The 24,371-nt window shown below is 60.7% G+C and carries 20 protein-coding genes, 1 other RNA gene and 1 pseudogene; 10 read left to right on the top strand and 12 right to left on the bottom strand.

The annotated features are described in order from the left end of the window. Nucleotides 1-29: 29 nt before the first annotated feature. Together BN5935_RS15505 and BN5935_RS05360 are read right to left on the bottom strand one after the other, a co-directional pair. Complete coding sequence (locus tag BN5935_RS15505; protein WP_235821023.1) at nucleotides 30-521, bottom strand: STN domain-containing protein; 492 nt, start codon at nucleotides 519-521, stop codon at nucleotides 30-32. A gap of 35 nt (nucleotides 522-556) precedes the next feature. Continuing rightward, on the bottom strand, nucleotides 557-1,570 hold the full coding sequence (locus BN5935_RS05360; protein WP_064975212.1) for a FecR family protein: 1,014 nt from the start codon (nucleotides 1,568-1,570) through the stop codon (nucleotides 557-559). A gap of 267 nt (nucleotides 1,571-1,837) precedes the next feature. Here BN5935_RS05360 and BN5935_RS05355 point away from each other — a divergent pair, with 267 nt between their 5' ends. After that, the gene (locus BN5935_RS05355; protein WP_064975211.1) at nucleotides 1,838-2,404 is read left to right on the top strand and encodes a GNAT family N-acetyltransferase; all 567 of its coding nucleotides are present in this window, start codon (nucleotides 1,838-1,840) and stop codon (nucleotides 2,402-2,404) included. A gap of 2 nt (nucleotides 2,405-2,406) precedes the next feature. On the opposite strand, the gene BN5935_RS05350 is transcribed toward BN5935_RS05355, so the two are convergent. From BN5935_RS05350 to BN5935_RS05320, 7 genes and pseudogenes are all read right to left on the bottom strand, one after another. Beyond that, the gene (locus BN5935_RS05350) at nucleotides 2,407-3,477 is read right to left on the bottom strand and encodes a YeiH family protein (RefSeq protein WP_064975210.1); all 1,071 of its coding nucleotides are present in this window, start codon (nucleotides 3,475-3,477) and stop codon (nucleotides 2,407-2,409) included. A 123-nt stretch (nucleotides 3,478-3,600) separates the two neighbouring features. Next, nucleotides 3,601-4,488, bottom strand: a complete 888-nt coding sequence (locus tag BN5935_RS05345; RefSeq protein WP_064975209.1) for a LysR family transcriptional regulator — start codon at nucleotides 4,486-4,488, stop codon at nucleotides 3,601-3,603. Between the two features lie 5 nt (nucleotides 4,489-4,493). Next, nucleotides 4,494-5,525, bottom strand: a complete 1,032-nt coding sequence (locus tag BN5935_RS05340; RefSeq protein ID WP_064975208.1) for a DHH family phosphoesterase — start codon at nucleotides 5,523-5,525, stop codon at nucleotides 4,494-4,496. 136 nt (nucleotides 5,526-5,661) lie between these two features. Beyond that, the gene (locus tag BN5935_RS05335) at nucleotides 5,662-6,438 is read right to left on the bottom strand and encodes an SGNH/GDSL hydrolase family protein (protein ID WP_064975207.1); all 777 of its coding nucleotides are present in this window, start codon (nucleotides 6,436-6,438) and stop codon (nucleotides 5,662-5,664) included. A gap of 4 nt (nucleotides 6,439-6,442) precedes the next feature. Then, on the bottom strand, nucleotides 6,443-7,096 hold the full coding sequence (gene nth, locus BN5935_RS05330) for an endonuclease III (protein ID WP_064975206.1): 654 nt from the start codon (nucleotides 7,094-7,096) through the stop codon (nucleotides 6,443-6,445). A 5-nt stretch (nucleotides 7,097-7,101) separates the two neighbouring features. After that, the gene (locus BN5935_RS05325) at nucleotides 7,102-8,025 is read right to left on the bottom strand and encodes a glycosyltransferase (protein ID WP_064975205.1); all 924 of its coding nucleotides are present in this window, start codon (nucleotides 8,023-8,025) and stop codon (nucleotides 7,102-7,104) included. Nucleotides 8,026-8,030: 5 nt separating this feature from the next. After that, nucleotides 8,031-10,524, bottom strand: a pseudogene (locus BN5935_RS05320) (ATP-dependent helicase). 109 nt (nucleotides 10,525-10,633) lie between these two features. On the opposite strand from BN5935_RS05320, the gene BN5935_RS05315 reads away from it, so the two are divergent. The 9 genes from BN5935_RS05315 to BN5935_RS05275 all read left to right on the top strand — a co-directional run bounded on the left by BN5935_RS05315 (nucleotide 10,634) and on the right by BN5935_RS05275 (nucleotide 19,835). After that, complete coding sequence (locus BN5935_RS05315; RefSeq protein ID WP_064975204.1) at nucleotides 10,634-11,632, top strand: AAA family ATPase; 999 nt, start codon at nucleotides 10,634-10,636, stop codon at nucleotides 11,630-11,632. 2 nt (nucleotides 11,633-11,634) lie between these two features. Further along, complete coding sequence (locus BN5935_RS05310; protein WP_064975203.1) at nucleotides 11,635-12,519, top strand: DUF58 domain-containing protein; 885 nt, start codon at nucleotides 11,635-11,637, stop codon at nucleotides 12,517-12,519. Further along, nucleotides 12,516-13,484 (top strand): hypothetical protein, encoded by a 969-nt coding sequence (locus BN5935_RS05305; RefSeq protein WP_064975202.1) that lies wholly within the window; start codon nucleotides 12,516-12,518, stop codon nucleotides 13,482-13,484. The genes BN5935_RS05310 and BN5935_RS05305 overlap by 4 nt, the downstream gene beginning before the upstream one ends. A 12-nt stretch (nucleotides 13,485-13,496) precedes the next feature. Next, the gene (locus BN5935_RS05300) at nucleotides 13,497-14,279 is read left to right on the top strand and encodes a tetratricopeptide repeat protein (protein WP_064975201.1); all 783 of its coding nucleotides are present in this window, start codon (nucleotides 13,497-13,499) and stop codon (nucleotides 14,277-14,279) included. A gap of 12 nt (nucleotides 14,280-14,291) precedes the next feature. Next, nucleotides 14,292-15,278, top strand: coding sequence for a vWA domain-containing protein (locus BN5935_RS05295; RefSeq protein WP_064975200.1), 987 nt, complete (start codon nucleotides 14,292-14,294; stop codon nucleotides 15,276-15,278). A gap of 13 nt (nucleotides 15,279-15,291) precedes the next feature. Continuing rightward, complete coding sequence (locus BN5935_RS05290) at nucleotides 15,292-16,317, top strand: vWA domain-containing protein (protein WP_064975199.1); 1,026 nt, start codon at nucleotides 15,292-15,294, stop codon at nucleotides 16,315-16,317. 57 nt (nucleotides 16,318-16,374) lie between these two features. Next, complete coding sequence (locus BN5935_RS05285) at nucleotides 16,375-17,757, top strand: aldehyde dehydrogenase (protein ID WP_064975198.1); 1,383 nt, start codon at nucleotides 16,375-16,377, stop codon at nucleotides 17,755-17,757. Between the two features lie 169 nt (nucleotides 17,758-17,926). Next, nucleotides 17,927-18,292: RNase P RNA component class A (gene rnpB, locus BN5935_RS05280), an RNA gene on the top strand. A gap of 85 nt (nucleotides 18,293-18,377) precedes the next feature. Beyond that, nucleotides 18,378-19,835 carry a DHA2 family efflux MFS transporter permease subunit gene (locus BN5935_RS05275; RefSeq protein ID WP_064975197.1) on the top strand — a complete coding sequence of 486 codons (1,458 nt, stop codon included), beginning with the start codon at nucleotides 18,378-18,380 and terminating at the stop codon, nucleotides 19,833-19,835. Here the strand turns inward: BN5935_RS05275 and BN5935_RS15100 are convergent. The 3 genes from BN5935_RS15100 to BN5935_RS05265 form a co-directional block, all read right to left on the bottom strand. After that, nucleotides 19,819-19,956 (bottom strand): hypothetical protein, encoded by a 138-nt coding sequence (locus BN5935_RS15100; RefSeq protein WP_157377874.1) that lies wholly within the window; start codon nucleotides 19,954-19,956, stop codon nucleotides 19,819-19,821. The genes BN5935_RS05275 and BN5935_RS15100 overlap by 17 nt on opposite strands. A gap of 90 nt (nucleotides 19,957-20,046) precedes the next feature. Beyond that, complete coding sequence (locus BN5935_RS05270; protein ID WP_064976845.1) at nucleotides 20,047-21,243, bottom strand: clostripain-related cysteine peptidase; 1,197 nt, start codon at nucleotides 21,241-21,243, stop codon at nucleotides 20,047-20,049. Nucleotides 21,244-21,251: 8 nt separating this feature from the next. Further along, on the bottom strand, nucleotides 21,252-24,365 hold the full coding sequence (locus tag BN5935_RS05265; RefSeq protein ID WP_064975196.1) for a hypothetical protein: 3,114 nt from the start codon (nucleotides 24,363-24,365) through the stop codon (nucleotides 21,252-21,254). Nucleotides 24,366-24,371 lie beyond the last annotated feature (6 nt).

Genomic DNA, 24,371 nt, shown 5'->3' with positions numbered 1-24,371 from the left:
CCCGGAATCGTCCTTAACGACACCGCGAATCAGCGCAGGGGCGCCTGTCGCAGTATTTTTTTGTTGGGGGGGGCAACAGTCTGATCCTCGCCGACAGCCGGAGCCCCTCCGGGAGCATCGGCCGTTTCCGGAACCCGGACCTGATCGGCCGCCTTGTCGGCAGAAACCTTCTTGATGAGGATTTTGTCTTCGCGGAACTCGAAAGTCAGGTCGCTTCCGGCGAAAATCGTCTCCAGAATCTTACGCACCGGGGTCTGCTTCACGGAGAGAGTCACCGGAGCGGCCTTTCCCACCAGTTCGTTGTTGTAAAAAAACGTGTAGGAGGTCTGGCTCTCGATCTTTTTCAGGACCGAGACCAACGAAGCCCGATCCACGGTCAGCGTCACCGGCGACTCGGGATTCGCCCCGGCTTCGGCGGCACGAACATGGCCGGCAGCCGCGAGAACCAATACTGCAAGTGCGCCCGCCAACCAGCGATGCAGCGTGCTGCAGCAACGTTCCAAGGTGTTAAAACTGTTCATTCACTCAAATTGTTTAGGTAGTTTATAATCGAAAATCATTTGCGTTTGGCCCGGGACAGGAAATATTCCCCGTCGATATTGGTGATCGAAAGCCGCACCGGAGAGGTCGCGGAGATCATCCGGAGCGCCTCGGGAAGCGACTCCTTGTCCACCACCCCCGTATATTGCAGGTTGGCGATCTCTTCGTGGATGTTGACCTTCACCTGGTAGTAGCGCGAAAGTTTGTTGGCCACGTCCTTGAGCGGATGCCCCGAGAAGACCAGCCGTCCCTCGATCCAGCCGATCGAGTCATCGATACGCACTTCCCGTTTGGAGATCGTGTTGCTGCCGGCATCGATCTGCAGCTCCTCGTTGGGGTCGAGGATGATGACGTCCTTCTTGACCTGCGCCTGCAGGCGGCCCGTATGGAGCGTCACCACGGCGAAATCCTCCTTGGCATAGGACTGAAGGTTGAACGAGGTTCCCAGCACGGTATAATCGTTGTTGGCGCTGTGGATGATGAACGGACACTCCCTGTCCGGCATGACGGTGAAGAATCCCTCCCCGTCGAACTCGATCTCACGCGTCGCCCGCCCGAACCCGGCCAACACGGTCAGCGTCGCTTCGGAGTTCATGCAGACCGACGTGCCGTCGGGCAGCGTGATATTGCGCTTTTCGCCCCGCACCGTGCGGTACAGCAGTGGTTGTTCGGCGGCGATCTCCTGCGGAGCTCCGGGAGTTCCGGCCCTGAAGAATCCGCCCTGCCAGAACCAGACGGCACAAATACCGACTGCCAGTGCCGCGGCCACGGCCGCATACCGGGCGATCAGCCGGCGGCGCGTATTCCGGGTATTCGGGACCGCAAACAGGATCTTGTTGCGGGCGGCGAAACGCGCCCATTCCCGGTCGGCCTTCGCCGAAGCGGATATTTCGTCCGCAGCGAGAGAGGCCCGAAAATAGGCCCGGTTCTCCGCCGACTCCTCCAGCCACTCCGCCAACCGGTCGGCCCCTTCCCGGCCCAGCGTATTGGTCCGGTAGGAGTTTATCAATCTGTCTATCTCCTTACGCATGTCTATTTTGTCTGTTTTTCCATTGCTTTTCGATCAGTAGACACGGCAATCGCAAATACCGACCCCCGAAAAGAGCAGATTCGGATATTTTTTTCGTTCCCGGGAAATTTCCGGCATTCCGGACAGGCAGACAACTCCTCCGGAACCGCAAAATAAGCGACCCTGTGTTTCATTTTTATGAATTTGATTTTACAACCGGATAAAAGAAGCGGATTCCCGGATTGGATTTTGTGCGAAATTTGCCGTATCTTGCCGAAAATTTGAGCTATGACCGAGCAACTGCAATTCATACCCTTCAAATCCCGCGCCGACAGAGGCTGGGACGAGGCATGGGCCCTCTACGAAACCTCTTTTCCCGACTGTGAACGCTGGAATGCCGCCGACTACGACCGGGCGTTCGGCGATCCGCATTTCGAGGCCGACGGCATCTGGCGCGGCGAAGAGTTTATCGGCATCCTCTTCCACTGGAAAGCCGGAAATTTCCACTATGTCGAACATCTGGCCGTATCGCCCCGCCTGCGCGGGCAGAACATGGGGTCGAAAGCCCTTGCGGCCTTCTCGGAAGGCAAGCGCGTCATTCTGGAGATCGATCCGCCGGAAGATGAGATTTCGATCCGCCGTCTGCATTTCTACCAGCGGCTCGGGTTCGTCGAGAATCCCCAAGAGTACATCCACCCCTCGTTCCGGAAGCCGTTCCACGCCCATCGGCTCGTGCTGATGAGCCGCCCCGGCCTCCTCACGAACGAAGAAGCCCGCGATTTCGCGGACTTCGTACGGGAGCGGGTGCTGCTCTATTCGGAGCACGAAGCCCCTGCACTACCAAAATTGCCGTAAAACTACAGTATCGCTACCAGATATTTCGTGACGAAATAACCGCCCACGACCAGCCAGACATAGAGCAGTCCGGCCAGCACAAAGGGCTTGGCCCCGGCCTGTTTGAATTTGGCGAGGTTCGTCTCGGTACCCAGCGCCGTCATGGCCATCGTCAGCATGAAGGTGTCGATGTATTCGATGGTGCCGTTGAGCGGAATCTCCCGGACCGTTTCCGCCCCGCACAGGTATTGCAGCAGCGAATTGAGGCAGATGACCCCGATGAATCCGAAAGCGAACCACGGCACGGTGATCTTACCTTTGTCCTTCGATTCCCCGCCGTTCTTGCGGCGTCCCGCCAGCACGAAGCCCATGATGACCAGCACGGGAGCCAGCAGCATGACGCGGATCATCTTGGTGATGGTGGCCGTTCCGGCGATTCCCAGCGCATCGGTCGGATCCATGGCATTGCCGGCCCCGGCCACATGGGCCACCTCGTGAAGCGTACTGCCCGTGTAGATGGCTACACCCGTATCCGTCAGTCCGCCGAGCATTCCCATCCGGTACATGACGGGGTAGAGGAACATCGAAAGGGTACCGAAAATAACGACCGTGGAGACGGCAATCGCGGTTTTGTAACCTTCGCATTTCACGACCGGTTCGGCTCCCAGCACGGCCGCGGCGCCGCAGATAGCGCTGCCGGTGGAGGTCATCAGCGCCGTGTCGCGGTCGATCTTCAGCAGGCGGCCCAGCAGGACGCCTCCCAGAATGGTGACCGTCACAACGATCAGATCGACTACCACGGCCGGAATGCCGACGGTAGCCACCTGCGCCAAGGTCAGGCGAAATCCGTAGAGGATGATGCCCCAGCGCAGGACCTGCTTGGTGCAGAGCTTGATACCCGGCACCCATGTCTCGGGCAGTTTGTTACGCAGGCTGTTGGCATAGAGCATGCCCAATACGATGCCGACGATCAGCGGACTGAACGAGAGCCGCTTCACGACGGGAACTTCGGCGATGTAGAATGCCGCGAATGAAAACAGGGCGATCAAGAGAATTCCGTGCAGGGTGTTCGCCCTGTTGCCTTTTTCCAGCATATCCTTCTTTTTAATGCGTGATACGATAACTTTTTCTTAATTAACGTGGCAAAGGTCGCATCTTTTATCGGGATATGAAACAAAAAGTCGTTATCTGGAATAACCAGAGGTTATGAAACCGAATCAGAGATTCGCCCGGGCGAAGTCGATGAACTGCCGGACGAGCCGCGCAGGTTCGGACTCGGCGTGCACGAAACTGAAATCGCGGGAGAAGGTCAGCCCCTCGATATCGACGATCCGCAGCGCACCGCTGCGCAGTTCGTCCACCACCGAGGTCACCGACACGATGGCCAAAGCGTCGCTGTTGCGGACGAAAGCCTTGATGCCCTCGGTCGTGCCGAGGCGCATCACCACATCGAGCTGCGAAAGGCGGATGCCTTTCGCGGCGAGCGCCGCGGAGATCACTTCGAGGGTTCCCGAGCCGTTCTCGCGCAGTACGAGGGGTGTCGTCAGCAGTTGTTCGGGGGTCAGCGACTCGGTGCGGGCGTATTTTCCGCCCGTGCGGGCCACCAGCACCAGTTCGTCGGGAGCGAAAAAGGTGTAGTGCAGTCCCTGCCGGCGGCTGACGCTCTCGACCATGCCCAGATCGACGGCATGCTCCCCGAGCGCCTGCTCGACCTCGGCGCTGTTGCCCGAAAGGACCGAGACCCGCACCCCGGGAAACCGCGCCGTGAAGCGCGCGAGGATGGGCGGCAGGAGATATTGGGCAATGGTCGTGCTGGCCCCCAGCCGCAGTTCACCCTCGGTGAGGCTTGCGCAGAGACTCATTTCGTACTCCAGCCGGCGGTAGTCGTCGGCCAGCCGTTCGGCGGCCTCGAGCATCGTGCGCCCGGCGTCGGTCAGCTCCAAACGGCTGCCGCGGCGGGCGAAAAGCTGCACTTTATAACGGGATTCCAGTTCGCCGATGTGTTTGCTCACGGCGGGCTGCGAGATGTAGAGTTGTTCGGCGGTCCGGGTGAAACTCAGCGTCCGGGCCGCGGTAATGAAGACCTTGAGGCGGAAATCGTCCATGACGATCAGTCCAGATGGCCCTCCTCGGCGAACTCCTTCACCGAGCGGACATAATGGTCGATGGTCTCCTGCATCGAGAGGAACGACTTGCCGCCCGCGGCGTTCTTGTGGCCGCCGCCTTCGAAGTATTTCCGGGCGAAGAGGTTGACGTCGACGCCGCCCCGCGAACGCAGCGAGACGCGGATGAACTTGCGGTGTGCCAGAAACATGGCCGACATCTTGACCTTCTTGATCGTGAGGGCATAGTTGACGAATCCCTCGCTGTCGCCCTGCTGGAACTGGAAGCGGCGCATCTCGTTTTCCATAAGCGACATGTAGGCCACCGTACCGTTCTGGATAATCTCCATCTTGCGGTTGATGGCATAGCCGAACAGCCGCGCACGGCCCTCGGTATAGGCGTTGTAGACGCTGTTGTGGATGTCAGGGATCGAAATACCCTTCTCGACCAGCACGCCCACGGCGCGGAACAGCTCGGGGGTGAGGAACGAAAAGGCGAAATTGCCCGTATCGGTCATCATGCCCACATAGAGCGTCTCGGCCATGCTGCGCGTAATGGCGTCGGTGCCGCACATCGCCTCGACGATGCTGTAAACCAGAAAGCAGGTGCTCGACGAATCGGGATGCGAGAACATGAGGTCGAAGCCTTCGTCGGGCGACAGGTGGTGGTCGATCAGCACGCGGCGGGCCGTGGTGTTGGCCTCGATGGTGGCGCTGAGAATCTCCAGCCGCGAAACCGCATTGAAATCGAGACAGAAGAGGATATCGGCTTCGGCAATGGCCCGTGCGGCGCGCCCCTCGGTGTCGGTCTTGAAGACCACGACCTCGTCAATGCCGGGCATCCAGTCGAGGAAATAGGGGAATTTATTGGGAACGACGCACATCACCTCGTGGCCCATCGTGCGCAGGACCTCGGCCCATGCGAGCGACGACCCCACGGCATCGCCGTCGGGATTGGTGTGGGAGACGATGACGATCCGCTGTCCGGGACGCTCGAGCATCTCCCGCAGGCGTTCAATGTGTTCTTTCGAAAGCTTCATTCGCTTTATCAGCATTGGTGAACTTGGCAAAGGTACGAATAAGCGAGGGCAAAAGCAAGTTCGCTTGCATTTTGCCGAGCGGCAGTATCTTCGGCGAAGCCAAAGGTACGAAAAAACGCGGGATATACCAACGGCCCTACCGGATGTTCAGCAGCACGAGGTTGCCGAGAACGCTCCGCTGGGCCGTCTGCTGGAGGTATTCGGCCTGTTCGGCCGGAAGCTCCGCGGTGAAAGCCGTCTGATAGGGCTTTTGGAAAATCGTCGTAAAGATCACATTGGCCGCCAAGTAGCTGCCCGGGACTTCGGGGTGATAGCAGTCGGGCCGGTAAAGGATGCAGTCGGGCCGCTCGCGGCGCACCGTCTGCCACGCCATGCCCACCGGGGCGCACCACGCACCGTTGTCGTAAGCCATTTCGAGGTAGCTGGTCTTCAGCCGCTCCTGCATGCCCTCGTACCGGTTCGAAAGCGGGTATTCGGCCACGGGTTTGCGGTTGCCGTACTTATGGCCCCAAGTCATGTAGAAGATCACCCGGGCGTCGGGTGAAGCGGCATGCACGAGGCTGTCGAGCGTCCGGGCCGCGGGATAGACCTCGCGGGCAACCTGCCCGGTCGGCATCGCGGGAGCCGTGCTCTGCTCCTGCAGTACGACATAGTCCCAGCCGCCGTCGGCCAAGGCGCGCAGCAGTTCCCGGTTCTTCAGGTGCCCCGAGAAACGTTCGCCGCCCTTGAGGAAGCGCGTGCAGGAGAGTTTTACCTTCTGGGTGGCGGCGATTTCGCGCACCATCGCAGGCAGGTCGTTGAAATAGGTGAAGCTGTTGCCGATCCACAGCACCCGCAGGGAGTCCTGCTGGGTCCGGGCCATGCCGCCCAAAGGCAGCAGGAGCAGTAAAAGGCGCAGGGCGATCTTTATCATCGTTTTAAGGTTTGGGTTGTCGGTGGTCGGCGGCATACTTGCGGCACCAAGTCGCAATGCCGCACTCGCCGCACTTCGGGGACCGTGCGATACAGACGTAGCGTCCGTGGAGGATCAGCCAGTGGTGGGCGAGCGGCAGCAGGTGGCCGGGAATGTTCTTTTCGAGGGTCAGCTCGGTCTGGAGCGGCGTTTTCGAACGGGTCGTGAGCCCGATGCGCTCCGAGACACGGAAGACGTGCGTGTCGACCGGCATCACCTCCTTCTGCCACAGCACCGCCCCCAGCACGTTGGCCGTCTTGCGGCCCACACCGGGCAGGCGCTGCATCTGCTCGAGGTCGGAGGGAACCTCCCCGCCGAACTCGGAACAGAGCATCCGGGCCATCCCCGCGAGGTTCTTGGCCTTGTTGTTCGGGTAGGAGATGCTCTTGATGTAGGGATAGATCTCCTCGGCGGTAGCCTGCGCCATGTGGTACGGCGTGGGGAAAGCCTCGAACAGCGCCGGAGTGGTCATGTTGACCCGCTTGTCGGTGCACTGCGCCGAAAGGATCACCGCCACCAGCAGTTGATAGGGATCGGTGTACTGGAGTTCGCTCTCGGCCACGGGCATGTGCTCCGAGAACCAAGCGATAATGCCGTCGTAACGCTCTTTCGTTGTCATAGCCTTTATTTTTTACGTCGGAAAAGAATCTTTTTCACCAGCAGTCCGGGCCCCTCGGGGCAAAATACCAGCCGCGGGCAGCCCTTGACATCGCTCCACCAGCGGGCTAAGTACTCCCGCACGGGCCCCTCCCACGAGAGCACCCACAGGGCCACCGAACTGCGCCTCCGGAGGATGCGGAAGCGGTTGCCGCCCGTGCCGTAATGCGCCTCGAACCAGAGGCTGATGTCCATCAGCGAGTCGCAGAAAGCGATCCGCTTGCGATAGGCCGTGCTGTGGCTCACGCTGTCGGGAAGGCGCCGGTGGACGGCGGTGATGTCGGGCAGATAGCTTATGCGGCTGCACACCGAGAACCAGAGCCACATCGGGGCGTCGTCGGTCTTCCACTCGGGATGCTCCTCGGGACGCACCTCCGCGTAGTAACGCGCGATCAGTTCGCGGCGGGCCAGCGTCGCGCAGTTGGCGATGGTCAGGCTGCACAGCAGGCGGGCGAAATCGGTGTAATGGTCCGGATGGTCGGGCTCCGTACGGTCGGTGGCCTGCCAGTAGTTCGAAGCGCGCGTATAGCACATGCCGCAGCCGGGGTCCGCCTCCAGCACCCTGACCTGCTTCTGCAATTTGAGCGGATCGCTCCACCAGTCGTCGCCGTCGAGGTAGGCGACGTATTTCCCGCGGCAGGCCTCGAACGTGCGGCGGTAGTTCCGGCGCCACCCCACGTTCTCCGGCGAGGTCACCAGCCGGATGCGGTCCGGGTATTTTTCAGCATAGTCGCGACATATCTCCGGCGTCCGGTCCGTACTGCAATCCTCGCCCAGCACCAGCTCCACGCCGAACGAGGTCTGCTGCGCCAGTACACTCTCGATGGCTTGGGCGAGGTAGGCCTCGTGGTTATAGGTGGTCATGCAGACCGATACGAGCGGCGTTTCCATCGCGGTCAGAGTTTCGTCAGTTTGGCAAACTTCGCCAGCAGGGTCTTTTCACCCGCATTGTCGAAAGCCACCACCAGTTTATGGTCCGTGGCGAGGGTCTCGATGCGCTGCACGATGCCCACGCCGAATTTCGGGTGCTCGACGCGCTGGCCCACGGCGTATTCGCCGCTCACGGGAGCCGCACTCCCGGACGAAAGTCCGCCGTCCATCGCCTGCCGAACCCCGACGCGGCGCATGCCGTCGGTCGAAGGCCGCGGGGTCTGCACGAGAGCCGGGTCGGGTGTCCCGGAGCGCTGAGGCTGTGCGGCCCGCGCAAACACCGTCGGCGGGACGGCCGAAACTGCCGCCGCGTCCCCCGCCGTTGCCGCCGAAGCGGCCGCCGCCCTGCTGTTTCTGCTGCTGGAAGCGGTAGTCGAAACGCCGGCGCAGTTCGTCGAGGGCCGAAGGCGCTTCGCCGTCGTCGGAGCGTCTTTGCGGACGCGCCTCGGCGAAATCGGCGTCGGACTCGACGTATTTGGGGTCGATCTCGCGCAGGAAGCAGCTCGGGCGCGAGAACTCCATGTTACCCCACTTGAAACGCATCTCGGCATAGGAGATCGTCGCCGAGACCTTGGCGCGGGTCAGGGCCACATAGAACAGGCGGCGCTCCTCCTCGATGCCGTCGGGCGACTCGGCCGCCCGCTGCGAGGGGAAGAGGTTTTCTTCCAAACCTACAATATACACATATTTATATTCGAGGCCTTTGGCCGAATGGACCGTCATCAACGTCACCTTGTTGTTGTCGTCGGGGTTGTCCTTGTCCATGTCGGTCATCAGCATCACGTTTTGCAGCCACTCCTCGATGGTCGCCACCTCCTCTTCGGGACGTTCGCCGTTGCGTATCTCGGCATCGCACCGCTCCTTGAACTCCTGCATCGAGTTCAACAGCTCCTCGATATTGTCCAGCGCGGAGGTCGCCTCGGGGGTGTTCTCGGCCCGGTAGGCGGCGATGATGCCCGACCGCGAAGCGATCTCCAGACCGAAGTCGTAGAGCCCCTTGTCGTTGCGCGCGAGCGACAGCGCGCGGATCATGGCCACGAAATCCGTCACCTTGCGGGCGATGGTCTTCTGCACGGGGTCCGCGGCAGGTTCGGCGACCAGCGCGTCGACCGCCTCCCACATCGACTGCCCCCGCTCGGCGGCCAGCTGCGCGATGCGCTGCACGGTGGTGTCGCCGATGCCGCGGGCCGGATAATTCACGATGCGTTTGAACGCCTCGTCGTCGCGGGGATTGATAACCAGCCGGATGTAGGCCATCATGTCCTTAATCTCCTTGTGGTCGTAGAACGACGAACCCTTGTAGATACGGTAGGGAATACCGCGGCGGCGGAGGTTGTCCTCCAGTACGGCCGACTGGTTGTTGGTGCGGTAGAGGATCACCGCCTCGGCCCAGTCGTCGCCCGCGGCACGGACCTTATCGCGCAAATCCGTGACGACCATCTCGGCCTCCTCACGGTCGGTGTAGGCCTTGAGGATGCGGATTTTCTCGCCCACGTCGCCGTCCGAGAAGCAATGCTTCTCCATGCGTTTCGAGTTGCGGGCGATCACCGAGTTGGCGGCATCGACGATCGTGCGCGTCGAACGGTAGTTCTGTTCCAGTTTGAAGACCATCGCCGAGGGGTAGTCCTTTTTGAACGAAAGGATGTTCTCGATCTTGGCCCCGCGGAACGAGTAGATCGACTGTGCGTCGTCGCCCACGACGCAGACCTTCGAATGGTGCTGCGACAGGCGGCGGATGATCGTGTACTGCGCATAGTTGGTGTCCTGGTACTCGTCCACCAGAATATAGTGGAACTGCTCCTGATAACGGGCCAGCACGTCGGGACAATCCCTCAACAGGATGTTGGTTTGCAAAAGCAGGTCATCGAAGTCCATCGCCCCGTTGCGTTTGCAGCGCTGGCAGTAGATGTTGTAGATGTTGCCGAACTCGGGGATCTGCGCCTGCCGGTCCTCGGTGGCGTAGACCGTATTGGCCAGATAAGCGCCGGGCGTCACGAGGCAGTTCTTGGCGTAGGAGATGCGCGAAGCCAGCAGGTTGGGCTTATACTTTTCGTCCGGGAGGTTCAGTTCACGGACGATGGTCTTCAGGAGGTTCTTGCAGTCCGACGGTTCGTAGATCGTAAACGAATTGGTGAAGCCAATCCGCTCGGCGTTCTCCCGCAGGATGCGCGAAAAGACCGAGTGGAACGTACCCATGCGGATATAGCGGCTGCGGTTGTCGGGGATCATCTGCGCGATGCGTTCGCGCATCGACTCGGCGGCCTTGTTGGTGAAGGTCAGGGCCAGGATATTGAACGGCGCCACGCCCTGTTCGATCATATAGGCGATGCGCGCGGTCAGCACGCGGGTCTTGCCCGAACCGGCCCCCGCGATGATGAGCGAAGGAACGTCGTAGTTCACGACGGCATCGTACTGGGCGGGGTTCAGGCCCCGTAATATCGGTGATTCGTTGGATTCCATGCCTGCAAAGTTAATAAGAAATGAGCAAGAATTTTCCAAAGAAAATAATATCTTTGCATTGCGAACGTTAAAAGGTTAACTCCGACAATACTACAACAATAATAAAACCATGAGCGAAGTCATCAACATCAAAGAACTCAACGAGCGTATCGAACGCGAAAGCGTCTTCGTCGATACGCTTCGCACCGAAATGGGCAAGGTCATCGTGGGACAGAGCCATCTGGTGGACACCCTGCTGATCGGGTTGCTGTCCAACGGCCACATCCTGCTGGAAGGGGTGCCGGGACTGGCCAAGACGCTGGCCATCACCACGCTCGCCAAAGCCGTCGACGCCGGATTTTCGCGCATCCAGTTCACCCCCGACCTGCTGCCCGCCGACCTGATCGGTACGCTGATCTACTCGCAGAAGAACGAGGATTTCGTGGTTCGCAGGGGTCCGATCTTCGCCAATTTCGTGCTGGCGGACGAGATCAACCGCTCCCCGGCCAAGGTGCAGTCGGCACTGCTCGAGGCCATGCAGGAGCGTCAGGTGACCATCGGCGACAACACCTATCCGCTGCCCCAGCCCTTCCTCGTGCTGGCCACGCAGAACCCTCTGGAGCAGGAGGGAACCTACCCGCTGCCCGAAGCGCAGGTCGACCGTTTCATGCTCAAGGCCAAGATCTCCTACCCCAAGAAGCAGGAGGAGCGCGACATCGTGCGCATGAACCTCTCGGGCGCCGGGATGCCCGAGGTCAGCAAGGTCATCGCACCCGACGACATCGTCAAGGCCCGCAAGGTGGTCGAGGACGTCTACATGGACGAGAAGATCGAGAAATACATCATCGACATCATCTTCGCCACGCGCGAGCCCGCGGAGTACAACCTCCAGAAGCTCCAGAACCTGATCGCCTACGGCGGTTCGCCCCGTGCGTCGATCTCGCTGGCCAAGGCCGCCCGCGCCTACGCCTTCATCCGCCGCCGCGGCTACGTCATTCCCGAGGACGTGCGCGCCGTCTGCCACGACGTGCTGCGCCACCGTATCGGGCTCACCTACGAAGCCGAGGCCGAAAACATCACCACCGAAGAGATCATCACCGACATTCTCAACAACGTAATCGTACCCTAACGATGCAGGAGACCGAGAACGATATTCTCAGACGCGTCCGTAAGATCGAGATCAAGACCCGCGGTCTTTCGAACGAGATCTTCGCCGGAAAGTACCATACGGCTTTCCGCGGGCGGGGCATGTCGTTTTCCGAAGTGCGGGAGTACCGGGCGGGCGACGACGTGCGCGACATCGACTGGAACGTCACGGCACGTTCGCGCAAACCCCACATCAAGGTCTACGAGGAGGAGCGCGAACTGACGATGATGTTGCTGGTCGACGTATCGGCCTCGCGCATGTTCGGATCGACCGACCGTCTGAAAAAGAACATCATCACCGAGATCGCCGCCGTGCTGGCCTTCTCCGCCTCGCAGAACAACGACAAGGTCGGCTGCATCTTCTTCTCGGACCGGGTCGAGAAATTCATCCCCCCGAAGAAGGGCCGCAGCCATATCCTGATGATTATCCGGGAGCTGATCGGCTTCCAGCCCGAATCGGCGGGCACGAAGCTCTCCGAGCCGGTGCGTTTCCTGACCAACGTCAACAAGAAACGCTGCACGACCTTCATCCTCTCGGACTTCATGGATTCGTCCGGCGACGAATCGGCGCTGGACGACGCCCTGAAGATCGCCGGAAGCAAACACGATCTGGTGGGCATCCGCGTCTACGATCCCCGCGAAACGGAGCTTCCGAACGTGGGCATCGTCGAACTGCGCGACGCCGAGACGGGCCGCAAGGTGTGGGTGGACACCGCCTCGCGGGCCGTGCGCGACCATTACGCCGCCTCGTGGCAGGAGCGGAGCGAACGGATCGGCTCCACGCTCAAGCACAACCGCATCGACACGGCCATGATCTCGACCGACGGCGATTATGTGGCCGAATTAATGAAACTGTTCAAACAGCGATGAAACGACTCTTTGCAATAGCGCTTCTTTTCACGGCCCTCGCCGCCCGGGCGCAGGACACGCCCACCGTCACGGCGCGCGTCGAACCCGACAGCATTATGATCGGCGACCGCTTCGACTACATCATCGACGTGGAAAAAGACCTGGTGCAGGTGGTGGAGTTCCCCGAGTTCGACCCCCGCGACGGCAAGATCGAACTGGTCGAAGAGTGCCCGGTGGACACGCTCGAACGCGACGGACGCCACCTGAAACTGCGCAAGCGGTACCGCATGGCGGCTTTCGACGAAGGCAAGTACAACCTCGGCGCGGCACAGGTGCTCTACGCCGACAAGAATATCCTCGACACGCTCCGCAGCAGCGACTCGGTCTACCTCGAGGTGGCCACGTTCCAGATCGACTCCACGTCGCAGTCGATCTACGACCTCAAGCCGCAGAAGAACCTCCCGTTCCGCTTCCTCGAAATCAAAGGCTACGCAACGTGGGGCATCCTGATTCTGCTGCTCCTGCTGGCCGGTGCCTATGCGCTCCAGCGCTGGCTCGCCAGCCGCGGCAAGGGCTTCGGGGACCTCTTCAAGCCCGCTCCGCCGCTGCCTCCGCATGTGGCGGCCATTCAGGCGCTCGAGGCGCTCCACAATCAGAAGCTGTGGCAGAACAACCGCCACAAGCAATATTATTCGGGACTGACGGACATCCTGCGCACCTACATCGCCGCCCGCTGGGGCTTCGGCGCCATGGAGATGACCTCCGACGAGATCATCGACGCGATGCGGCAGGAGGAGCTACCCGACAAGGCCCGTATGGACCTGACGGCCATCCTGCGGGATGCCGATCTGGTGAAATTCGCCAAGGCGACGCCCGAGGCCGAGCAGAACGAGGCCGACTACCTGAAGGCCTACTATTTCGTCGAGGAGACGAAACTCGTCGAAGAGGACGCCCCGGCCGAAGGGGACGCTCCGATGGAAAACTAAACGATTGCAACGATGTACAAACTCCTGTATATATTCCCGTTCCTGCTGGCCGCCGCCGGCGTCTCGGCGCAGAGCATGCCCGAACGCTCGTTGGTGCGCAAGGGCAACCGGCAGTACAACAAGGGCAACTACGAGCAGGCGATAAGCCGCTACGAGCAGGCCCTGCAGGCCGTTGCAGGACAGTTCGAGGCGACCTACGACCTCGGAAACGCACTCTATAAGGCCGAGCGGTTCGACCGCGCCGAGCAGACCATGCAGCAGGCCGCGGCAGACTCCCTGCGCACGGACGACGAACGTGCCGAGGCATTCTACAACCTCGGGAACGCCCAGTTCAAACAGCAGAAGTACAAGGAAGCGCTCGAAAGCTACAAGCAGTCGCTGCGCCTGAATCCCTCGGACATGGAAACCAAGTACAACTACGCCTACACTAAGCGTCTGCTCGATGAGGACAAGAACGGCGGCGGAGGAGGAGGCAACGACAATCAGGACCAAAACAAGGATCAGGACAAAGACCGGAACCAGCAAAACCAAGATCAACAGAACAAGGACCAGCAGAACAAAGATCAGCAGGGCCAGCCGGAGGACCGGCAGGGCGATCAAAAACAGGACCCGCAGGACGGCAAGGGCGACAAAGATAAGGACAAGGGCGACCAGCAGGGCCAGCCGACCCCTTCGGGCATATCGCCGCAGGAACAGCAGCAGATGCTCGACGCCATCCAAGCTCAGGAGGACAAGACTCAGGAGAAACTGAAGGAGAAACAGGGCGTGGTGGTCCGCGGAAAGAAGAACTGGTAAAACCGAACGATTATGCACTTTGCTTCACCCTATTACCTCTGGCTGCTGACGCTGCTCGCACCGATGATCGGCTACTATGTGTGGCGAACGCTGCAGGGCGGGGCCGCGATCCGCATTTCGAGCGTCGCCGGCGTCGTGCGCGCCCCCCGAACCGTGCGTTACTACCTGCGCCACCTGCCGTTCGCGCTGCGTGCGGCGGCCTTCGCGCTGCTCGTGGTGGCGCTGGCGCGTCCGCAGGACGTCGAGCAGAACGTCCGCACCAACACCGAGGGCATCGACATCATGCTGGCCATCGACGTCTCGGGCTCGATGCTGGCCCGCGACTTCAAACCCGACCGCATCACGGCCGCCAAGGAGGTGGCCGGGTCGTTCATCGCCGACCGCTACGGCGACCGCATCGGTCTGGTGGCGTTCGCCGGCGAAGCCTTCACGCAGAGCCCCCTGACCACCGACCAAAGCACCCTCCAGACCCTGTTGGCACGCATCCGAAGCGGGCTGATCGAGGACGGCACGGCCATCGGCAACGGACTGGCCACGGCCATCAACCGCCTGCGGGAGAGCGAGGCCAAATCGAAAGTCATCATCCTGCTGACCGACGGCGTGAACAACCGGGGCGAGATCGCCCCGCGCACGGCCGCCGAAATCGCCCAAGCGCAGGGCATCCGCGTCTACACGATCGGCGTGGGCACGGAGGGCATGGCCCCCTACCCGGCCATGGACATGTTCGGCAACATCACGTTCGTCAACCAGAAGGTCGAGATCGACGAAAAGACGCTGACGGCCATTTCCGACATGACCGGAGGGCAGTATTTCCGCGCCACGGACAAAGCCAAGCTGAAGGCCATCTACGACGAGATCAACCAGCTCGAAAAGAGCAAGGTCGAAGTGACCGAGCACATCTCCTACCACGAGCAGTACCTCGCATGGGTGCTGGCCGCGCTGGGGCTGCTGCTCGCGGAGTTCCTGCTGTCGAACCTCGTCCTGAAACGAATACCGTAAAAGATCATTTGCAATGTTCAGATTCGCAAATCCGCAATATCTATGGCTGCTGCTGGCCGTCCCGGCGCTCGTCGCGCTGTACGCGCTCGCCGCGCGCGGCCGCCGCAAACGGCTTGCACGCTTCGGACACCCCGGCATCCTCGAGGAGCTGATGCCCGAGGTCTCGACCGGGCGCGTGGCCTTCAAGTTCATCCTCTTCTGCATCGCCGTCACGCTGCTGGTGCTGGCCGCGGCCCGTCCGCAGTTCGGCTCGAAGCTCCGCGAAGAGAAGGCGCAGGGAATCGAGATGATGCTCACCATCGACGTATCGAACTCGATGCTGGCCGAGGATTTCCAGCCCAACCGCCTCGAAAGGACCAAATACGCCATCGGCAAACTCTTCGAAGGATTGCAGCAGGACCGCGTGGGACTGGTGGTCTTCGCGGGCGAACCGAAGGTCCAGTTGCCGATCACCTCCGACTACCGCATGGCCCGGGCCTTTGCGCGGCGGATCGACCCGTCGCTGGTCTCGGTGCAGGGAACGGCCATCGGCAAGGCGTTGGAACAGGCCCTGTTGTCGTTCTCGGGCGACACGGAGGAGAGCCACGGCCGGGTCATCATCCTGATCACCGACGGTGAGAACCACGACGACGATGCCATCGCCGTCGCCGAACGTGCCGCACAAATGGGCGTCAAGATCTTCACCATCGGCATCGGAACGCCCGAAGGAGCCCCGATCCAGATCGGCGGGGAGTTCATCAAGGACGAGACGGGCGAAATGGTCGTTTCGAAGCTCAACGAGGAGATGCTGGCCAAGATCGCCGACATCACGGGCGGCGCCTACGTCCGTTCGTCGAAGCAGTCCATCGGCCTCGACGAGATCGTCAAGGCGATCAACGAGATGGAGCAGACCGAGCTCTCAATGGTCCGCTTCGAGGAGTTCAACGAACAGTATCAGTACCTGCTTATCGCCGCGCTGGTCCTGCTGTTGCTGGAGTTCCTCGTGCTCGACCGCCGCAACCCGCTGCTGGCACACCTGAACATCTTCCGCGAAAAATAGCCGCGGAGTGTGGCAGCGGCTTTGCAACGTTTCGCCAAAGCCCCAAAATAACGGCCTATGCCTTTAGAAAATACCCCTGCCGCACGCATTTCGGCCCTCGCCGCGGCCCAGAAAGCCTATTTCCGCTCGGGAGCGACGCTCCCCGAGGCGTTCCGCCGCACGATGCTCCGCCGTTTCGAGGCGGCTCTCGTCAACTGGGAAAAGCGTCTGTGCGACGCCCTGTGGCTCGACCTGCACAAATCCCCCGAGGAGGCTCTCCTCACCGAAATCAGCATCGTCCGGGGCGAGGTCCGCAACCACCTGCGCAACCTCGGCAAATGGATGCGCCCCGAGCGCCGTCCGTCGCCGCTGAAACTCCTGCCGTCGAAAAGCCGCATCCTCTCCCAGCCGCTCGGACAGGCGCTGATCGTTGCGCCGTGGAACTACCCCGTGCAGTTATTGCTGAACCCGCTCGTGGGCGCCATTTCGGCCGGATGCACCGCCCTGCTGAAACCCTCGCCCTACACCCCGCACGTCGCAAAGGCCATCGAGGGGATGATGACCGAGATTTTCGACGAGGAGTATGTCGCCGTCGTGCAGGGCGACCGCGCAGTGAACACGCAGTTGTTCGACATGCGCTGGGACGTGATCTTCTTCACGGGAAGCCCCGCGCTGGGGCGCGTCGTGATGGCCGCCGCGGCGAAAAACCTCACCCCCGTCGTGCTGGAACTGGGCGGCAAAAGCCCCTGCATCGTGGACCGCGGGGCCGACATCGAGGTCGCGGCGCGCCGTATCGCTTGGGGCAAGACGCTCAACGCCGGGCAGACCTGCATCGCACCCGACTATCTGTTGATACACCGCTCATTGCAGGAGCAATTCACAGCATCTTTCGCACGGGCCCTGCGGCGGCTCCACGGCGATGACGCACAGAAAAGTCCCTATTATGTGCGGCTGGTCAACGCCCCGGCTTTCGACCGCGTGGCGGGATACCTTTCCCAAGGCAAGGTCCTGATCGGAGGCCGCACGGACGCGGCGGACCGCTACATCGAACCGACGCTGCTCGCGGAGGTCGACTCCGCATCGCCCGTGATGCAGGAGGAGATATTCGGCCCCGTGCTGCCGATGCTTCCGTTCGACGACACGGACGAGGCCCTGACATTCGTCAACGAGCGCGAAAAACCGCTGGCATTCTATTATTTCGGGCCGGAAAAAACCGGGGTCAAGGCGCTGCAGCACACCTCGTCGGGCGGCGCATGCCTCAACGACGTAATCATGCACATCGCCAACGACCGGCTGCCGTTCGGCGGCGTGGGCAACTCGGGAATGGGCCGTTACCACGGCCGCGACAGTTTCGACGTCTTTTCGCACCGCCGGGGCGTGGTCATCGCTCCGGAGCGCATCGACCTGCCGTTCCGCTATCCGCCCTACAAGGGATTCCGGTGGGTGAAGAAGATGCTTTGACATCCCTCCGATAAACATTCATCCCGTCCTGCAGAATCACCGGTCCTGCATTCACGGCCTTTGGCCGTGTTTGCAAATCTGACCCTCCCCTAAATCCCCTCCTCGGAGGGGACTTAAATTTTCCATCCCCTTCCGGCTGGTTTTACCATTTAATTCCGTACTTTTGTCGCGGCAGGCCCGCTCTGTCGCTGCCGGCCGCAGGCCGGGAGAGGAAAGTCCGGGCAACACAGAGCACCACGCAGGTTAACGGCCTGACAGCCGTGAGGTTGTGGCAGCGTAACAGAAAACGACCGCCCGCAGGCAACTGCGGGTAAGGGTGAAAAGGCGGGGTAAGAGCCCACCGCGGGGGCAGCAATGTCGCCCGGCAGTACGTCCCGTGGGTTGCAAGACCGTGTATACCGGCAATTAAGGGTTGCTCGCCCGATGCCGGGGGGTAGGTTGCTCGAGGCGGCAGGAGACTGCCGTCCTAGATAAATGACAGGGGCCCGGGGTTCGCCCCGGGAACAGAACCCGGCTTACAGGGCCTGCACGCACAAAGGCGCCGCACGATGCGGCGCCTTTCGTTTTCGGGTCAGCAAGCGGCGGTGCGTCGTGGCACTTTTTTTGCCCCGGAGCGACCGATGGCAACCCTCCGCACACATATCCGGCAAAGCAACGGCTACAAATGGTGGATACTGGGGATGATTATGCTCGGAACCTTCATGGCCGTGCTGGACGTAACGGTGGTCAACGTGGGGCTTCCGGCCATTATGTCCTCGTTCAAAATCGGCATCTCCACGGCCGAATGGGTCATCACGGCCTACATGATCACCATGACCGTCATGCTCCCCTCGGCCGGATGGTTCGCCGACCGTTTCGGCAACAAGCGCGTCTACATCCTCGGAATGGTGTTGTTCACCCTCGGGTCGTGGCTCTGCGGAAAGTCCCCGAGCGACGGATTCCTCATCGCCTCACGGGCCTTGCAGGGCCTCGGCAGCGGCATCATTCAGGCGTTGGGACTGGCCATCGTCACCCGCGAATTCAAACCCGAGGAGCGGGGGTTGGCTTTGGGCCTGTGGTCGATGGCCGCGGCGGCTTCGATCTCGTTCGGACCCCTGCTGGGCGGTTATCTGGTCGACGCATACAGTTGGCACAAGATTTTCGACGTGAACGTCCCGGTGGGGCTGCTGGCCGTCCTGCTCTCGGTCTTCATCCAGAAGGAGTGGCGGGGCGATGTGCGCCACCCCTTCGACTGGAAGGGATTCGCGGCCATCGTGCTGTTCATGCCCCTCACGATCTTCGCCCTCGCCCGCGGGAACTCCGCGACCAACCACGAAGGGTGGGCCTCGCCGACGGTGATCGCCTGCTTCGCCGTAGCGGCGGCGGCATTCGCATTCTTCATCGTCACGGAACTCCGCAACCCGACGCCCCTGTTGCAGATACGCCTGCTCGGGGAACGGAATTTCGGTATTTCGATGGGCGTGCTGACGCTCTTTGCGGTCGGAATGCTGGGCGGAACCTATCTCCTGCCGCTCTACATGCAGCGCGGACTGGGTTACACGGCCCTGATGGCCGGCAGCGTCTTCCTGCCCGTGGGGCTTATTCAGGGCGCGTTATCGGCCGTCGCGGGCTACATGACCCGTTACCTGAAACCGCTCCTGCTGGTCGTCGCGGGCATTCTCGCCATGGTCCTGAGCTTCTGGCTCGCCAGCCGCTTCACGATCCACACCACCCACCGCCACATCCTGTTCGTCCTCTACCTGCGGGGCTTCGGCATGGGGCTGACGTTCGCACCGCTGAACCTCTTTTCGCTCAAAAACCTCACCCAGCAGGACATGGCCGCCGCAGCCGGCATCTCGAACAGCATCAAGCAGCTCGCAGGCAGCTTCGGCATCGCCATTCTGACGGTCGTATTCACCGCCCGCACGACCCTCCACGCGGCACACGAAACACAACTGACTCCCCAGACCTATGTCGAGGGAGTCACCGATGCGCTGACGGTCGTGGCATGGATCACGCTGGCGGCGGCGCTCCCCCTGCTCGGGGCGTTACGCCCCCAAAAAAAGCCCCGCAATGCGGGGCCTATATCTCCTCGTTAGTGGGATCGTTCATCCGTTTGCGGATGGAGTCGATGCCCGTGAACGGCAGGCAGACGACGAATGCGACGAACATGCACACGGTCAGCAGGCCGACGAGCGACATCCGGAACAGGGTCCCCATACAAACCCGAAACGCAGCCCCCGGTTTTCGGCGGCGGCTTTTTCTTTCGGGATGGGCTTCTCCGGACATGGTCTATTCGCTGTTTTATCATCAATATCCATACACGGCCCCGCTCCACGACAACCGGCGGTAGGCTTGGTTGAGGTCGGGAAATGCGTCCTGTTCGACATAGGTCGTGAGACCCGAATGGCGGCGGACCGTAAATCCGTTCTGCCCCGCCATGAATGTCTCCGTCGCGGCTTTCCACACCACCGTCCGTTCCAACTGGGCCCGGAACGCCTCGTATTCATCCGGGTCGGCCACCTCCTCCACCCACTCATCCAAATCGAAGAAACGCGGCAGGGCCGGAGAATCCCCATAGCTGCCCGGACGATCAAAATGCTGAAGACGGGATAAGTCGGGCGCTTCGGCTGAGCGAGTCCGAAGCGCGGCCTGTGTCCGGGCAGCCAGTGGGGATGTTTCATCGATATCGATCAGACTCAGGGTCGCCGAACGGCGTGCCCCGGTATAATTTGTCGCAACATAATTCATCCAAGCGTGCCCGAAAGCCTCGAGGGCCGTCCGCGTCTCCACGGCCGTATTGCACAGCAGCCGCAGCGCCGACGGATAGACGGGAGTAAAGCCCGGGGAGACGATCTCGGCCGCGGAAGCCAGCATGTAATCGCTCTTCCCGCGCAGTTCGTAAGCCACCTCCACTCCCGCCGTGAGGCAGGTCTCGAAGACGATGAAGTCGAACATCCCGTCGGGAATGGCCGCGGCGAACTCCGCGATCTCCATCTCGGCGCGTCCCGTGCCCCCGTCGTCGACACCGATCGAGCGGGAGTGTTTCCGCTGCTTCTGCGGATTTTGCAGCGTCCCCGCCGGGAGCCAGCCGCTGGCATGCGAGAAGAAGATCAGCCCGTAACTGTCGGCCGGATATTCGTCCGCAACCTCCCGCAGCACCCGGGCGAAGGTCGCCGGCGAAGCGGAATTCTCCGCACCGTACTCCCGGACAATCTCCACATAGGGCGTCGGTGTCGTCCGGCAGCCCCCGCGCAGGCGCAGCAGGCGCGCCCCGTCGCGGGAATCCTGATAGATCAGGCATTTGTTCCCGGTGTAGGTCCACCCCTGCCGCAGGGCCTCGATCTTGCGCCCCGTCTCGTCCGAGAGATTGTTGTCGCCGCCCAGCCAGACGAGGATCGTCCGTGCGGGCAGGTCTGGGTCGGGCCCCTCGTACTCCTCGTTGATGCAGGAGCTGAAAAGGACTGCCGACAGCACAACTACCAGTATGTAACGTAGTTTGAGCATTGTCATTCTTACTTCTCCTGCACGGGATAGACCGCAAAACCATAGGAGCGATAGTAGTTATACCACGGATCGACCTGCGCCGAATAGAAGTACAGGCCCCGGCCATAACTCAAGCTGTACGGAACAGCCGACCAGCAATAGCCGCTGCTGCCGACGTTATACACCGTACCGTCCGTATGGCTGCGATAACCCGAAGCCGAATAAAATATGGTTCCGCCCGAAGGATCGAAGACTCCGGCTCCTTGCATTTTATTACAATAGAACTCCCACCCGAAGTTCGCGATAACCTCTGAATCAGACGTATAGGGCGAGTTGTACCGCGAGCCGTGATATGCGCCCGAAACGGCCTGTCCGTTATAGGTGAATCCCGTAAAGGCATTCGATGCAGGCACGCAGTATCCCACAGGCGAAGGATCGTAGATCGTTTTGACGACCTGATTGTCATTGCCGGTAGTCACCGAATTATTGGCACTCCAGACATTGTAATAGGACGTAGCGCACCAATCGGTAATCGCATCCGAAGCTCCGTAATTGTAAAACACATGCGGATTCCGGATGGCCGTTCCGATGGAAACTTTCCCCTCCCCGGACATATCGAACGCATAGCCTTCGCCGGGATAACAAGCCTTGTCACCGACCGGACCGGCCGACTTGCGAATACCCGGCAGCATCGGATCCTTGCGCCCGAACTGGAAATAGGGCTGGTTCCCGGTATGCGTATCGACATGTGCTTCCTGATCGATCTCGAAAACCTGCGTAAACCCGGTGCGGGCCTGCGTAAAGCGGACCATCACGCTGCGGGCAGCATAAGTCAGGGTCTCGGCATCGCACCAGCCGATATTCACCGGCAGGAAATTGTACTGGACCTCCTGATAATTCGTCACCGTTTTCAGGTCCTCGCCCAATCTGTAGTCCGTCACCCAGATATGCCAGCTCCACATAACCCTCCCCGAAGCATCGAGCACGGCGACAATGGCATTACCCTGCCGGATGGTCGACTTCGGAACTTCGAACGAAATGTTCTGCCTATCGTTCATGAGGTTCACTCTCTGTACCAATCCTTCGGCATCCTGCCAGATGAGGCAGGCATCGTAGGGCTCACAATTCGCATTGTTGTAAATATACGGATCACTGATCGCCTCATCGAGGTGGTTGACGAAATTCTTCAGTACATATGTGTCGCTGGAGGTCGAGGTATATGCCGAACCATTGGGGTCGTTGTTCTTGATGGCATTGCCATAGACCAACGGAAGCTTATAGGTACCCGGTGCATTGATAACATAGCAGTTGGCCGTGTTCATCGCCTCCATGCCGCCTTTGGTCGAGAGGTCGTAGACCCCGTTGACAGGCTTGGTAGTTTGCAGGGTAACGTTATGCGGATTGCCCACGGCAGGAATCCGGGCGGCTACATCGAAGGTGTAAGCATAGGGGAACTGAGTCGGTTTCCCCGGATTCGAACCCGGTCCGCTCCCCGGGAATGCCGGGATCATATCGGGCGCCGAATCCGTCCATGTCTCCCCTCCGTCGACGGAAAATTCCGTCGTCCACGAGCAGGGGAAATAACCGGCCTGACCGGAAGGAATATGATAACTCATGATCCGCAGGGTGTTATCGGCCTTTCCCTCATAGGTAAACGAGGTCGTAGGCATATTCACGGAGAACACGACGTGTGCAAGCGGAATGTAATGGTCGATATTCCCGTAACGAACCTTCACAAAAATCCGCCCGGTGGGCATCGAGGCTCCCGAAATGTATTTAAGCCGGTAGCCCTCGGCAGGGATCGTCTCGCCCGAAAAATCGAACGTATTGTTCGCAATGGGCATACCGTCGCTCTTGCAAAGCTGCATGTTCTCGACCGGAATCGGAGTCTTCTTATCCGAACCGACCAGGCTTACGATCTGTGTATCGACCGATCCGGGCAGGTCCCCGCCCGGTTTCTGGCCGGCATCGGGCATCTGGCAGGCAAACCGGACGAGGTCCGACGCCGCAGCCATGTTTTTCAGGACGAAAACCGTATCCCGGTCGGAGCGGACCAGATACTGGCCGTTGCTGGTCGAACTCTTCCAGCCGTCACCCGACACCGTGACCGTATATTCGATGTTGCTGCCGGGATTCTTCCACGCTTCGGCAGCGGTGGTGTAACCGCCGCTCTTCACGCTCTCGATGCGGAAGGCATAGTGCGTATTGGGGTCAATGTCGAGGTATTCGTTCGAAGCGTCGCCCAGAATGGTCGTGGAGGCGAGCTGCTTGGAAAAGTCGAGCCGGTAGTACTCCTTCACATCCGAGGCGTCGGTGGCGCACAGGATCAGCGACGTGCGGCGTTTGTCGAACGTGTTTTTGTCGACCGACACCCCGCCCGCATCCGTCGAGATCGGATAGGGAGCGCAGTAAATCGCATACGTCAAAGGGATTATATTGTCTATATCGGCTTCCGTATTCCACGTCCCGCCGAGCCCGTCGACGTTCGGGATTTCATACTTCTGAGCAGTCGTATTGTACACGACCTCCATGCTCGTCTTTTCGGGAGCGCCGGCCAGTATATAAGTCAGCGTTTTTCCGGAGAAAAGACCGGAGTCGTCCAATGCAACCGACACTCTGGCCCGCGAACGCACCAACGTACAGACGTTCGAACCCGCACTCCAAGTGACAGAACCGTACAAAGGCTGCATTTCCGCACTGGGTGTCAACCGTCTGTTTATGGGATTGGTATAGACAAGCAGCGCCGAAAGGTCGTTCTCCGTGGTGCCCGTTCCGAGCTCCTGCAGCGAAGTTCCGATCGATGCGGAGTAGTTCGCCACGACATAGACCTTATCATTCGCCCGCACTTTATAGTCCAGATCGACCGAAGGCTGTGCCGTACCGTTGCCGGTGACCGACGCCGCCGCGATCAGCTGTTTGTGGACGAGCGAATTGCTGCGGTAGACCAGCAGGTACATACTGCTGATCCTGCACTCCATTTCGGTGGCGGCGCGGGTGATGGCCACCTCCTGCGCATCGGGCATTTGGAGGGTCAGTTTCTCACCGGACACGGGAGCGGGATCCGCCACTTCGTCCTTGATGCAGCCGGCCAGCAGCGCGGCAGCCCCTAAGAGGTAAAAACCGTATATCAGTATCTTTTTCATAGTTCC

The sequence above is a fragment of the Alistipes provencensis genome (assembly GCF_900083545.1).
Taxonomy (GTDB): domain Bacteria; phylum Bacteroidota; class Bacteroidia; order Bacteroidales; family Rikenellaceae; genus Alistipes; species Alistipes provencensis.
The sequence above is the reverse complement of the archived record's forward strand: the minus strand, read 5'-3'. Positions and strand labels throughout refer to the sequence as shown.